Annotated in this window: 11 protein-coding genes; 4 read left to right on the plus strand and 7 right to left on the minus strand. The window is 68.5% G+C overall.

Annotated features, from left to right (window positions below; translation table 11 throughout):
* Positions 1-164 precede the first annotated feature (164 nt).
* Positions 165-1547, plus strand: coding sequence for a serine hydrolase (locus tag DPM12_RS18205; RefSeq protein WP_112259782.1), 1383 nt, complete (start codon positions 165-167; stop codon positions 1545-1547).
* Between the two features lie 4 nt (positions 1548-1551).
* Here the strand turns inward: DPM12_RS18205 and DPM12_RS18210 are convergent, their stop codons facing one another.
* Positions 1552-2862: a UDP-glucose dehydrogenase family protein gene (locus DPM12_RS18210; RefSeq protein ID WP_112259783.1), complete on the minus strand. Its 1311-nt coding sequence runs from the start codon at positions 2860-2862 to the stop codon at positions 1552-1554.
* A 104-nt stretch (positions 2863-2966) separates the two neighbouring features.
* Here DPM12_RS18210 and DPM12_RS18215 point away from each other — a divergent pair, with 104 nt between their 5' ends.
* Positions 2967-3548 (plus strand): superoxide dismutase family protein, encoded by a 582-nt coding sequence (locus DPM12_RS18215; RefSeq protein WP_123788487.1) that lies wholly within the window; start codon positions 2967-2969, stop codon positions 3546-3548.
* On the opposite strand, the gene DPM12_RS18220 is transcribed toward DPM12_RS18215, so the two are convergent.
* Both DPM12_RS18220 and DPM12_RS18225 read right to left on the minus strand, forming a co-directional pair.
* The gene (locus DPM12_RS18220) at positions 3523-4749 is read right to left on the minus strand and encodes an anhydro-N-acetylmuramic acid kinase (protein WP_112259824.1); all 1227 of its coding nucleotides are present in this window, start codon (positions 4747-4749) and stop codon (positions 3523-3525) included. The genes DPM12_RS18215 and DPM12_RS18220 overlap by 26 nt on opposite strands.
* Positions 4750-4774: 25 nt before the next feature.
* Entirely contained in the window at positions 4775-7648 is a 2874-nt protein-coding gene (locus DPM12_RS18225) for a discoidin domain-containing protein (RefSeq protein ID WP_158542943.1), read from the minus strand.
* Between the two features lie 212 nt (positions 7649-7860).
* On the opposite strand from DPM12_RS18225, the gene DPM12_RS18230 reads away from it, so the two are divergent.
* Together DPM12_RS18230 and DPM12_RS18235 are read left to right on the plus strand one after the other, a co-directional pair.
* Positions 7861-9024, plus strand: a complete 1164-nt coding sequence (locus DPM12_RS18230) for a serine hydrolase domain-containing protein (RefSeq protein WP_112259786.1) — start codon at positions 7861-7863, stop codon at positions 9022-9024.
* A 69-nt stretch (positions 9025-9093) separates the two neighbouring features.
* Positions 9094-9711, plus strand: coding sequence for a DsbA family protein (locus tag DPM12_RS18235; protein WP_164465294.1), 618 nt, complete (start codon positions 9094-9096; stop codon positions 9709-9711).
* A 78-nt stretch (positions 9712-9789) separates the two neighbouring features.
* Here DPM12_RS18235 and DPM12_RS18240 read toward each other — a convergent pair whose 3' ends face one another.
* From DPM12_RS18240 to ruvX, 4 genes are read right to left on the minus strand one after another with little or no spacing between them, the layout of a single operon-like run.
* Positions 9790-10494: a prepilin peptidase gene (locus DPM12_RS18240; RefSeq protein ID WP_112259787.1), complete on the minus strand. Its 705-nt coding sequence runs from the start codon at positions 10492-10494 to the stop codon at positions 9790-9792.
* Positions 10491-11354, minus strand: a complete 864-nt coding sequence (locus DPM12_RS18245) for a shikimate dehydrogenase (RefSeq protein ID WP_112259788.1) — start codon at positions 11352-11354, stop codon at positions 10491-10493. The genes DPM12_RS18240 and DPM12_RS18245 overlap by 4 nt, the downstream gene beginning before the upstream one ends.
* Positions 11355-11374: 20 nt before the next feature.
* Complete coding sequence (gene mltG / locus DPM12_RS18250; protein WP_112259789.1) at positions 11375-12532, minus strand: endolytic transglycosylase MltG; 1158 nt, start codon at positions 12530-12532, stop codon at positions 11375-11377.
* Positions 12532-12987 (minus strand): Holliday junction resolvase RuvX, encoded by a 456-nt coding sequence (gene ruvX / locus DPM12_RS18255; protein ID WP_112259826.1) that lies wholly within the window; start codon positions 12985-12987, stop codon positions 12532-12534. Before ruvX ends, mltG begins: the two co-directional genes overlap by 1 nt.
* Positions 12988-12991 lie beyond the last annotated feature (4 nt).

Genomic DNA, 12991 nt, shown 5'->3' on the forward strand with positions numbered 1-12991 from the left:
AAATAAATTTCGAGCTAGGCATATCTCTAGTCATGCAACGCAGGAGGCGGCTTGACCGATATGTCATGACCCGATATTCACTTTGTCATATCCCGAATGCGGCACGTGGCGTCCTGCTGGCACCCGCCGTGTCGTGCGTGCGCGGGCAATGCTAGAACAACTACGTGCGGCAACTGGTCCTCAAGGCATCTATCGCCCTCGTGCTCGCGCTCACGTCCTGTTCTGGCGACGATGGCGACACCGGGAACGACGGCCCCGAGCGGGACACCGCGGCCACCGAGGAGGCCGGTGCGCAGGGCGAGGTCGAGATTCCCGACGATCCCCTCGGATCCCAGGTCCAATGGGTGCTCGACCAGCTCGCCGCCGGCTCCGGCCCGGATCCGGAGACGGCGGCCGAGCGCTTCGACGACGAGTTCTTGAACCAGGTCGAGCCTGACGAGGTCGGCCCGATGTTCGCGCAGCTGCGGGCGGGCGGACCGTACACGCCGACGTCCTTTCAGAGCGACGGGCAGGTGGCCACGCTCATCCTCGCCGGCACTGACGACACCGAATGGCAGCTGCACGTCGGAATCGACGACGACGAGCGGATCAACCTGCTCTACATCCAGGAGGCCGCGGACGTTCCCGAGGTCGATAGCTGGGAGGAGTTCGACGCCGCCTTGACCGAGACCGGCGCGCAGGTCAGCGTCTATGCCGCCCACCACGATGGCGACTCCTGGGAAGCCGTCCACCAGAACGCCGGCGACGAGATCCTGCCGCTCGGCTCCGTCTTCAAGCTGTACGTTCTCGGCGCCGTCCAGCGCGCCGTTCTCGACGGCGAGATCTCCTGGGAAGACCAGGTCACCGTCACCGACGAGGTGCGCAGCCTGCCCAGCGGAGAATTGCAGGAGGCGGACACCGGCACATCCGTGACCGTGGCCGAGGCTGCCGAGAAGATGATTTCTATCAGTGACAACACGGCCACGGACATGCTCATCGAGCTGGTTGGACGCGACGCCGTCGAAGAAGCGGTCGCCGCCATGGGCCATCACGACCCCCGGCTGCTCGACCCCTTCCTCACCACGCGGGAGCTGTTCTGGCTGGGATGGTCGGATCCGCAACGACGGGAAGAATGGCAGCACGCGGACCCCGAGCGGCGCGGCGCCATCCTCGACGACGTTCCCCGTGGCGAGCTGGACGTCGACGCCGCCGCCGTGACCGATCCCGTCTGGTCATCCGGCATCGGCTGGTTCGCCACCGGAGCTGATGTCGCCGCCGCGTACGAGGAACTCCAGGAGCTCGCGGCCGAGGACGACACCGGGACGGTGCGGGACCTGCTCACCATCAACCCCGGTGTGGCCGTCAACGAGGACGACTGGCCATATGTCGCCTACAAGGGAGGCAGCGCACCGGGTGTGCTCTCGCTGTCGTGGTACTTGGAGGACGACGCCAGCGTGGCACACACCCTGGTCGTCCAGCTCGCAAGCGACGACGCCGCCCTGGTCGAACAACTCGCGCTCATCGCGGGTATCGCCGAGCAAGGCATCGAGCTGCTCGCTGACGGCTGAGACTCTACGGCCGGCCCAGGCCGCGATACGTCCAGCCCGCAGCCCGCCAGCCGGCGGCGTCCAGGCAATTGCGCCCGTCGACAACGTTGCGTGCTGCCACGACGTCCGCGAGCTCGCGCGGGTCGAGCTCGCGGAACTCCCGCCACTCGGTCAGGTGCAGCACCACGTCGGCGCCACGGCACGCGTCGACGGCCGCCGGCGCGTACTCCAGCGTCGGGAAGACCGCACGTGCGTTCTCCATCGCCTTGGGATCGTAGACGGCCACGTGTGCGCCCTGGAGCTGGAGCCGCCCGGCGACGTTGAGTGCCGGGGAGTCGCGGACGTCGTCGGATTCCGGTTTGAACGCCGCCCCGAGAACGGCGATGCGCCGCCCGATCAGGTGGCCGCCCGCCAGCTCCCGGGCGATCTCGGCGACCCGCTCCCGCCGCCGCACGTTGATCGCATCCACCTCGCCGAGGAAACTCAGCGCGTGCGACGCGCCCAGCTCACCTGCCCGCGCCATGAACGCCCGGATGTCCTTGGGCAGGCAGCCACCCCCGAATCCCAGGCCGGCGTTGAGGAACTTGCGCCCGATCCGCTCGTCGTGGCCGATCGCGTCCGCCAGCTGCGTCACGTCCGCTCCGGCGACCTCGCAGATCTCCGAGATCGCGTTGATGAACGAGATCTTGGTGGCCAGGAACGCGTTCGCCGACACCTTGACCAGCTCGGCCGTCGCCAGATCGGTGACGACCACGGGTGTCGTCGCCTCGATCGCACGGGCATAGACCTCGCGTAACCGTTCTTCGGCGCGCTGCGTGCTCACCCCGAGCACCAGCCGGTCCGGATACAGCGTGTCCGAGACGGCGAAGCCCTCGCGGAGAAACTCCGGGTTCCAGGCCAGATCGACGTCGGCACTGGAGGAGACGAGCTTGGCCAGCCGATCGGCGAGCCTGCGGGCGGTACCGACCGGTACGGTCGATTTGCCGACCACCACGCACGAGCCGTTCAGATGCGGAGCGAGGGCGTCCACTGCACGATCGACATGGGTCAGGTCGGCACCGAGCCCGTCGCGCCGCTGCGGCGTTCCGACACAGATGAAGTGCACGTCACAGCCCTCGATCTCGGCCATGTCCGTCGTGTATCGCAGCCGCTCGGTGCCGACGTGCTTGCGCAGGAGCTCGTCCAGGCCAGGCTCGTAGAACGGCGCCTCCCCTCGCGAGAGCGCCGCGACCTTTGTCTCGTCGACGTCGACGCCGACGACGGTGTGACCCAGCTCGGCCATCCCGACGGCATGGACCGCGCCGAGGTAGCCAGTGCCGATGACGGAGATTCGCACCGGGCGGACCTTCCTCTCGAATGCTTCAGCCGACTGGCGGCACGGTACATGATTCTCCCGATCGGGCGTACAGCTCGGTAACCGAGCAGGTACTCTCGCTGCCGATGCACGATTCCGGATCCGCGGCCCGCCTGCTGATCTCCGTCGTGCTCGCCGCCTTCCTGCTGGCCATCGCGGGATGCACGAGCCACACGGAGACGAGCGTGAACGCCAGCTTCCAACCGGCCGAGCCGTTCGACGAGGATGCCGTCGCCGTCACGTACGACGAGGGCGCGTTGCCGGCGGGAAGCGACGTCGAGCTGACGGCGAGCTCCACCGGCGACGGCTCCACGTACACTCTCGTGCTCGACAGCGTACAGGCCGATCGCGACTTCGGCGCTCACCTGCACACCGATCCCTGCGGGCAGGAGCCGGAGGATTCCGGGCCGCACTATCAGGACGAGCCCGACCCCGAGCAGCCGTCGACGGATCCCGAATACGCCAATCCGGAGAACGAGGTCTGGCTCGACCTCACCACGGATGGCGCGGGCCACGGCGAGTCGGAAGCCACCGTGGACTGGCTTCCCCGCTCCGGAGAAGCGAACTCGGTCGTGCTGCACCAGCGGCACACCGCCACCGCCGAGGGCGAGGCCGGCGCGGCGGGAGACCGCCTCGGTTGCGTCAACGTCTCCCCCGACTTCGACTGATCCCGTCTCCCAGGTACAGCACCGATGGCGCGGCGGTGCGGGGCTCGGGCAGCGTCAGCGGCGTCTCACCGGGCGTGAAGCTCCCCAGGATCACCGGCCGCACCGCGCCGGTACATGCCGGCACGGTTCCCGCGAGGCCGAACCAGCTGTGCCAGCCGATCAGGGCGAACGCGATGGCCTCCTTCGCGTCCACGGGCGCGCCCAGCTCGCTGGAGGGCCGGAGCGTGACCTCGGGGATCTCGGCGTCCAGCAGCGAACGCAGCACCGGGTTGTGCCAGCCGCCGCCCGAGACGACGAGCGTGTCGACGCCGTGGCCACGGGCCGCCCGCGCCACGGTCCGGGCGGTGAGCGCCGTGACCGTCGCCACCACGTCGGAGTAGCCGACGTCCGGGTACCGGGCCAGCATCCGGGCCAGGTACGCGTCGTGGAACAGCTCCTTGCCCGTGCTCTTGGGCGGGGACAGCGCGTAGTACGGCTCGGCGAGCAGATCCTCCAGCAAGTCGTCGTGCACCGTGCCGGCAGCGCCGAGCGCGCCGCCGGCGTCGTAACCCGGCCCGTCGGGTTCTGCCAGCAGCGCGGCGGCGTCGATCAAGGCGTTGGCGGGGCCGACGTCGTAGGCGACGGGACGGGATCCGGTACCGCCCGGCACGGTGATGTTCGCGATGCCGCCCAGGTTCAGCGCCGCCGGGCGCCCCGGCACGCCGGCCAGGAGCAGCACGTCGAGCAGCGGCACGAGCGGCGCGCCATGGCCACCGGCAGCGATGTCGCGGCCGCGCACGTCCGAGAGCACCGGCACGCCGGTACGTTCGGCGATCCACGCCGGTTGCCCGATCTGCAACGTGCCCCGGGCGCGGGTGCCCTCGACCCAGTGGTACACCGTCTGGCCATGTGAGCAGATCAGGTCCAGCGGTCCCGCGACATCGGCGGCATCGGCCGCCGCGGCGGCGAAGGCCTGCCCGATGGACGTATCCAGCTCGCACATCTCCGCGAATCCCGGTTCCGACGGGGGCAGGCTCTCCCGCAACCGTGAGCGCAACGACGCGTCGTAGGCATGACTCGTCGTGTACAGCACGTTTCCGTGCAGCACGCCTTCGCCCTCGCCGTGGCCGGCGCCGTTCGTGCCGTCCTCCAGGTCGAACTCCACCACGGCCACGTCGATCCCGTCGTGGCTCGTACCAGAGATCATGCCGAGCACTCGCAACGTCGTCATGATAACCGTGCCACGATCACTCGCTCGTGTGAGCGATGCCGACTTCTGCCGCGGAGACGTGTCCGTTGAAGCCTTCGAGCGCGTGTAGCCGCACGTACCGCGCGGCCGTCGCGCTCCACTCGGCGTACTTCGTGGTGTCATCAGCGGCCCACTGGCCGGCCTGCACCTCGGTGAACGTCTCGCCGTCGGAGCTGACCGAGATCTCGTAATCCGTGATCATCCCGTTGCGGTTGCCGTCCTGCCGCGGCTCGTAGACCAATCCCGACGTGTCGTAGGTGTCCCCCAGGTCGAACGTGATCGACTGCGGTGGCGCCTCGTACGGATCGAATGACTGGTGCCACATGGTCTGGCAGTCACCGTCGATGGCCTTGTCCGCCTCGTAGCCGGGCTGCTGGCTGGTCGCGCTGGCGCTCATCTCGGCCCGCGGAACGACCGCCGGGAACTCCGGTGCCGGGCCGTCTCCGGACCCGTCGGCGCCCAGCTCGGCCAGGGGCGTCGTCGCCACATTCAGCTCGGTCACCGTGGCCGGCTGCGGGCAGCCCGTAGCCTCGGTGGCTTGCAGGCGAACGTAGCGAGCTTTGACCGGCTCGGAAAACGGTGCCGTCTTGGTTGCCCTGGTTTCGTCCCACCGGCCGCTGGCCACCTGGGCGAAGTCGTGACCGTCCTGGCTCGTATACACCTCGTACGACGTGATCAGTCCGGGCGCCCGGGTCACTGGTGGCGTGTAGGCGACTCCGTGCACCTGCCGGGTACGGCCGAGATCGAGGGTGATCGACTGCGGCAGCGGGGCGGGCGGCGCGTACTCCGAGCGCCACTCCGACCAGAGCCGGTCGTCGATCGCCTCATCCACCGTGTACGTGTGTCCCGCGTCGTTCCCGGCATGCTCGCTCGTGGCCGTGGCGGTCATCTGCGAATGCGGCACGAAACGTGGCGCCGGACCGTTCGGTGTCACCCTGAGATCGTCGAACTGGGCGCGGTTCCAGCCGCTGACCCGCAGGCCCACCTGTCCGGTGGTGTGGCTGGCGTCCTCCACCGTGGCGAGTTCCTCGCCGTCGAGCAACGCCGTGACCGTCTCGCCGCGGAAACGCAGGCCGAGCCGGTGCCACGAGTTTGTACCGGGCGGTGCTGTCTCGCCGGACGCTAGCTCGGTGTCCTCGCCCTGCACGTCCTGGCTGTAGAGGCGCCACTCGCCGTCATGTGTCACCTGCACGTGATAACCAGCGACGGCGTGCTGCTGGCTGTCCACTCGGCCCGCGAGCTCCACGTAGCCCGCATCGAGCATCCGGGCGTCGACGCCGACCTCGTAGTTCCCCCACCATCGCGGGTCTCCCACCATGGTGGTCGGTGACATCGAGTGGCCGTGCCAGGACATCGGCTCCTGCGTGACCATCTGCTGATAGCACGTTCCCTCCCGGTCACCGGCGCATGGCACGGCTTCGAAGCCGCCGTGGACATCGGAGAAGTACGGCGCCAGGCCGCCCGTGTCGACGTCGTCGAAGTCTTCCGTGTAGGGCACCTGCAGCTGCTCACCCGGGTCAGCGCTGGACTGCGCCGAACCCTTCGCCTGACCGGCCGTCGTGGAGAGCGTGTAGACGTGTCCCGGCTCGACCGTGACGTCGAACGAGCCGTCGTGCACGTCCACGCTTTCCTGGTCGATGAAGTCGTCCTCCGTGCTGGCCGTTTCCAGATCGGTCGACCACACGTGGACGGGATCGGTCGACAACCCCCCGGTCACGTCAAAGGTCAGCGTCTCGGCGGTCGTCGAGTCGAGCGTCTCGATGACGACCGTGTAGTCGTCCGTCTCCGGCGAGCGCAGGCTCACATAGCTCGCACCGGCAGGTGTGTAGTCGCTCGCACCGTCCAGGTACCGCCAGCCCGGGTCAGTGAACTGGGTGGTGTGGGCGTCGACCCAGATGCTCGGTCCGACCTCGTAGTAGCCCGACCACGGGCGGTCGGCCAGCATCAATCCCGTCCCGCCGATGGGGAAGTTGTCGTACCAGGCCCCGAGCAGCGCCCAGTTGAGGTTCCCGGTCACCTGCGCGTCGATGTAGTGCCGGTTCATGGCGCGCGCCAGCGGCTGGGCGCCGACCACGTAGTCCTGGGTGCTGTTCTCGCTGTCCCACAGCGGCTTGTCCAGCGCCAACGCCGCCTCGCTGACATGGCATGTGCGCTGCTCGGTGCGCCACACGCAGACGTCGTGCTCGCCCAGAACGTCGACGGCGTCGGCGAACTCCGGGTCGTCCTGCATCTGGTCGGCAACGAACCAGTAGTCCGGCGGCGCGTGGTTGTCGCTCGCGACGACGTCGGTGTCGGAGTACCCGTTGGCGTCGAGCGCGTTTCGCAGGTTCACGTAGCTGTCGCGATCGGCGCCACTCTCGTTCGCGGCGCCCAGATAGTCGATCTCGAATCCGTGCTGCTTCGCGCAGTCCATCCAGGACATGAGGTAATCGATGCGATCAGCCGACCAGTACTCCTCGAACCAGCCCGGCGCTCCCCATGGCAGCCCGTAAAAGGCGATGTCCGGGTTGCGCTCCTGCGCCTCCGCCATCAGCCACCACTCGTAACCACGCGAGCAGTCCACCTCATCCGGAGAGCGCATATGGCTCGCTTCGGCGCCTGCGGTGGAGTCGATGTCGCCGCCGATCTCGACCTTCAAGACATCGAGGGCCGCCCCGTAGGCCGGCGCGAAAAGGTAGTCGAGGATCTCGTCGCGTTCCTGCTCCGGATAATCCACCAGCAGCCGCGACGACGCACCCGCGCTCACACCCCCGACACCGTCGAACGCGCGCCCCGAGTCGCCGCCGTCGATCGTGACGACGTGATCGGCGGCGACCTGCCCGGCGGGCGCCTGCGCTCCGACGGTCACGGCCGCGGTGGGCACGGTGACCATGGCCACCATGCCCAGCCCTAATGATCGAACTAGCCTGCTCGTACCACGCATGTCGGACAGCACGCCCTTCCTGGTCCGCCGTGATCGCCACGAACATCGGGGCAAAGGTCTGACCTCTGAACGTAGAGTCCCGCCCCTGGGGTGTCAACCCTCGACGCCGCGTGATCGGCTGCCCGCTCTGCTCCCGCGCCCCCGACGCTAAGGTGGCAGGGATGAGCAAACTCCGCGATCTCCTCGATGCCGAGCTGTACGCCGAGCCTCCCCGGTCGCACACCGCTCAGCAGCTCGGCGGAGGTGACCAGCCGCCCCAGAGGGGGCTCTACCCTGGCGCGGTGGCCCTGCTCATGCGCGACGGCGAGGTCCTCGACCACGTCGCGGTCGGCGACGCCGTGCGCTACGGCGCCGCGGACGATGGCGCTGCCGACAAAGTTGTCGAGGTTGTCGAGTTACCGCCAGACGAGCGGGTGCCGATGAGCACCGACACGGTCTTCGACATCGCCTCGTTGAGCAAGCTGTTCACCGCGGTGACCACCATGACGCTCGTGGAAGAGGAGGTCATCAGCCTCGACGCGCCGGTCGCGTCGAAGATTCCGGAGTGGAGCGAGGACCAGCGCGGGCAGATCACCGTCCGGCAGCTCCTGACGCACACGTCCGGGCTGCCCGCCATTCAGCGGCTGTGGGAGGTACCGTCCCCGAGCCGCCGGCGGGCCGCGATCTTCGAGACGCCGCTGAACCGGATGCCGGGCTCGCACCACGAGTACTCGTGCGTCGGCTATATCGTGCTCGGACTCCTGCTCGAACGCGTCACCGGAACCCGGCTCGCGCGCCTGGTCGACGAGGCGATCCTGACCCCGTTGCGGCTGAGCGATACGCGCTACCTCCCGAACCGCCAGCTCATCGAGCGCAGCGCCGCCACGGAGTATCAGCCGTACACCGGCCGGAACATGGTTCGAGGCGAGGTCCACGACGAGACGAGCTGGTCGCTGGGTGGTACGGCGGGCAACGCCGGCCTCTTCAGCACGGCCACCGACCTCGCCCGGTTCGCCGAGATGCTGCGGCGCGGTGGCGAGCTCGGCGGCGAACGGATCCTGCGCGCCGATTCCGTCGAGCTGCTCACCTCGAACCAGCTGCCCGCCACCATCGATCCCGGCTACGGCCAGGGACTCGGCCCGCGTATCGGCGATCGCTCGTTCATGGGCGATCTCGCTGCCCACGGGGCGTTCGGGCACACCGGCTTCACCGGAACGTCACTCGTCGTCACCCCGTACCTGCGAACCGTGACGATCTTGCTCACCAACCGGGTTCACCCCTCACGAGAGTGGTCACAGATTTCCGATATCCGCCGGCGAGTCGCGGATCTGACCCTCGCGGTCTAGCCTGTCGGTGGCAGCCACGCAGCGGCGGCCCGGAACCGGGCGAGGAACCGAATCGGGCAAGGAGCGGCAGTGACGGCAGAGCAGCAGATCGTGGACTTCTGGTTCGACCCCTCCTGCCCGTACACCTGGATCACCTCGCGATGGCTCCTGGAAGTCTCCGAGCTCCGGGCGATCGCGATTCGTTGGCGCGTGATGAGCTTGTCCGTGCTCAACGAGGGTCGCGACGACGATCCGGAAGGCGACCCGGAAGGATACCTCTGGGTACCCGTCCGGATCTGCGCCGCCGTGCAGCACGAATACGGACACGCGGCGCTGGGCCGCCTCTACACCGCCATGTGGAGCCGTGCACACGGGGCGGAAGGCTGGTTGGGCGACCTTCACAGTGCGCTGGACGGCGCGGGGCTGCCGCGGCAGCTGGCGGATGTCGGGGCGTCGAGTGACTACGACGCGGTGGTGCGCGCCTCCCACGCCGAAGGCATCGAGCTAGTCGGTTCGCACGTCGGGTCTCCCATCGTCGCGACCACCGGCGAACAGGGCGAACGCATCGCCTTCTTCGGCCCCGTGCTGTCTCGGATCCCCACCGGGGAGCAGGCTGCCGCGCTGTGGGACGGGACCGTCCTGGTGGCGGGAACTCCCGCGTTCCACGAGCTCAAGGGCACGCCACATCAGGAGCCCAAGCTGGACTGATGGAGCATCGCCGCCCACATCCCGCTGCACCAGGATCTGCCGTTGCGGTGACGAGACGAGTGGAACGGAATCGACGGTCTAGAGCGCCAGATACGCCTCAACCACGGATTCGCCCCAGGTCACGGCTATCAACGCCCCCACCAACATGGCCGGGCCGAACGGGATCGCGCTGCGACGCCCGGCCCGGCCCAGAACGAGCAACACGACGCCTACGAGTGCCCCGACGACGAATCCGGCGAAGATCCCGAAAATCAGAACGGGCCAGCTGATCCAGCCCAGCAGCAGCCCGATCGTGCCGGCCAGCTTCACATCACCCAGTCCCAGATCCGACGGGCGCAAAAGTGCGAGCACAAGGTAGAACGCCACCGCAGCTACGGCGCCAGCCCACGCCCGTCCGTAGTCTGTCCACTGCCCCGACAGTGCTGCTGCGGCAGCCATGCCGATGGCCGCGACGCCCAGCGCCGGGAACGTCAGCCAGTCCGGCAGCCGGTGCTCGCGGATGTCGATGTAGGCCATCGCCACACCAAGCGCAGCCACCAGGGCGTACACGGCCGTCGTCGCGACGCCGAGGTCGGTCCCGGACCACCCGATGAGCGTCCAGCTCGCGCACGTGGCCAGCGCGAGAATGACCGGCAGGCCCCGCCGTGCCGCCAGATCGCGATAGGAGCTGTATGAGCTGGCAGGGCGTGTGCCCTCGGCTGGTGGGCGATCCGGAATGCGGGCGATGATCCACGGCAGCATCGCCCCCGCGACCAGGCCGGATACGGCCAGCAGTGCGATCACGACGAGACGCGCGCGGCCAGGGCGTCTTCTGCCGCCCGGCGGGCGACGGCCACGGGCACGTCGTGGCCGGTCATCAGCCTCAACTGGCCGAGGGCCTGGTGAATGAGGAGATCGAGACCGCCGACGACGATCCCGTCACGCTCCTGCCAGCCGGCCGCCACGGCCGTCGGCCAGGGGTCGTAGAGCACGTCGAACAGCACCCGATCCGGGCCGGCCGCGGTACACAGTTCGGCCGCGAGCGGATCGAGCGCTCCGGCCGGGGCAGTGTTCACGGTGAGTTCTGCCTGCCCGCACGGCGGTGCGACCTGCCACGGCAACGTCGTCGCAGGCTGGCCCATCGCGTCGGCGACGGCAAGTGCCGGGCGGGCCCGCTGCTCCGAGCGGGCATGTACGTGCGCGGGTCCGGCACCCATGGTGGCCAGCGCCGCCAGCATGCTCGCGGCGGTGGCCCCACCGCCCCAGACACACGCCGTCGACGGGGCGGCCACCCCGCGCTCGTGGAGCGCGTCGACGGCGCCGGGGACATCGGTGTTGTCGGCGAACATCTCGCCGCCGTCGGAGCGCAGCAACGTGTTCGCCGCTCCGACGGTGCGGGCCAGCTCGGACACGTCGCCGGCGACATCGAAGACGGCCCGCTTGAGCGGCATGGTGAGCGAGAGCCCTCGCCAGGTCTCGTCAAGTGCCGCGACGAAACCGGCCAGGCCGTCCTCGTCGACCTCGTGCGCGGTGTACTGCCAGTCCAGCCCGAGATACTGGTAGGCCGCGCTATGGATCGCAGGCGACAGCGAATGGGTGATCGGTGATCCCAGCACCGCGCAGCGGCGTGCGGCGGGATCGTGTTCGGCATGGCGTTCGGGCATCGCTCTTTTCGACCCGTCTCTCAGCAGTTCCCGCTCTCGCGGCAGTATTCCCGCATTTCCTGCACGTTGCTCTCGTGCTCGGTCTCGGTGGGCGCGAACTTCGTCTCACCGGTTTCGACATTGACGGTGACGAAGAAGCAGTTGCCCTCGTCGACCGGATCCACTGCGGCTTCCAGAGCTGCCTCTCCGGGCGCCGCGATGGGGCCGGGCGGCAGACCGGGGTTGCGATAGGTGTTGTACGGAGAGTCGATCTCGCGCATCTCCGCCGACGTGAACACGGTGGAGTAGTCGTTGGCCGCATAGTGCACGGTGGAGTCCATCTGCAGCAGCCGGTTGCCAACGCCGGCATCCGCACACTGCCCGTCGAGCCGGTTGTAGATCACTTCGGCGACGCGGGGCATGTCCTCGTCCCGCCGGACCTCACGCTGGACGATGCTGGCGACGGTCACCACCTCGTACAGGCTGCGGTCGATCTCCTGTGCTCTCTCGCCCAGATCCAGGGACTGTTCGGCATCCTCGAAACGGTCGATCATCGCCTGCACCAGTGACTCCGGAGTGGCATCGGCACGAAGCTCGTACGTGGCCGGGAAGAGGAACCCTTCGAACTCGCCGTCGGCATAGTCGGGCAGGTCGACCGTGTCGAGTGCCTCCTCGAACTCTTCCACCTCGAATTCCGAGTCCTGGGCCAGCCGTTCGAGGATCTGATCCTGCCGGAATCCTTCAGGGATGACGATCTGGTCGTGGTCACCGCCGGTTTCCACGAGCGTTTCGACGGCGTCGTCCGCGCTCATCTTCCGCGACAGCGTGTACGTGCCGGGCTGGATCTGGCGCGCGCCCGGGTTGCGTTCGGCCGCGTGGATGAATGCTTGCTGGCTGGCGACGACATCGGACTCGGCGAGTGTGGAGCCCATGGCCCGCAGTGTCGCCCCCTCGTCGATGGTGACCGTCACCTCGCCGAACCCCGGACCCGGATAGTCCTCGGGATCGCTGATGAACCCGGACATGGCGTTGATGACGGCGCTGCCGCCGTAGTAGAGCCCCGCAATGAGCCCTCCGACCACCGCCAGTGACAGCACCACGGCCATGAACGATCCGAGACGACGCTTCTTGCGCTTCTTGCGCCGTGCTGCACGTCGCCGGCCCGGTGGTGTATCGGCTGGCGATTCCGCGCGAGTCATCACGCTGCTGTCACAACCTCTCCCGGCGGTGCGCCGTGCTCACGCTCGATGTCCAGGGTCTCCTGCAAGATCACCATAGCGGCCGCTTGGTCGATCGTCTTACGGCTGCGCCGGGAGGAGATCCCCCGAGCTTGCATGTGCCGGGTCGCCACCGCCGTCGTCATCCGCTCGTCGACCAACCGGACTGGACATGGTGCCACATATCGTGCCAAAGCGGCAGCAAAGGATCGAACCTCTCCGGCGGCAAGCTCCTCCTGTCCGCGCAGCGACCGCGGCAGACCTACGATAACCTCCACCGCCTCGCGCTCCGCGATCAGCTGAGCCAGCCGCTGCAGGTCACCCTCGCCGCGCCGCACCGTCTCGACAGGTGTCGCGACCAATCCCCCGGCGTCCGAGGCCGCCACGCCTATCCGTGTCCCGCCGACGTCGATGCCCACCCGAGCTCCCACGCGCATCGTC

Source organism: Phytoactinopolyspora halophila, assembly GCF_003287285.1.
Lineage (GTDB): Bacteria > Actinomycetota > Actinomycetes > Jiangellales > Jiangellaceae > Phytoactinopolyspora_A > Phytoactinopolyspora_A halophila.

Excerpts from the sequence above, each read along its gene's own strand:
- DPM12_RS18215 (WP_123788487.1), top strand. The coding sequence starts at position 2,967 with ATGCACGATTCCGGATCCGCGGCCCGCCTGCTGATCTCCGTCGTGCTC.
- DPM12_RS18225 (WP_158542943.1), bottom strand. The coding sequence starts at position 7,648 with ATGGTCACCGTGCCCACCGCGGCCGTGACCGTCGGAGCGCAGGCGCCC.
- DPM12_RS18230 (WP_112259786.1), top strand. The coding sequence starts at position 7,861 with ATGAGCAAACTCCGCGATCTCCTCGATGCCGAGCTGTACGCCGAGCCT.
- DPM12_RS18245 (WP_112259788.1), bottom strand. The coding sequence starts at position 11,354 with ATGCCCGAACGCCATGCCGAACACGATCCCGCCGCACGCCGCTGCGCG.
- mltG (WP_112259789.1), bottom strand. The coding sequence starts at position 12,532 with ATGACTCGCGCGGAATCGCCAGCCGATACACCACCGGGCCGGCGACGT.
- ruvX (WP_112259826.1), bottom strand. The coding sequence starts at position 12,987 with ATGCGCGTGGGAGCTCGGGTGGGCATCGACGTCGGCGGGACACGGATA.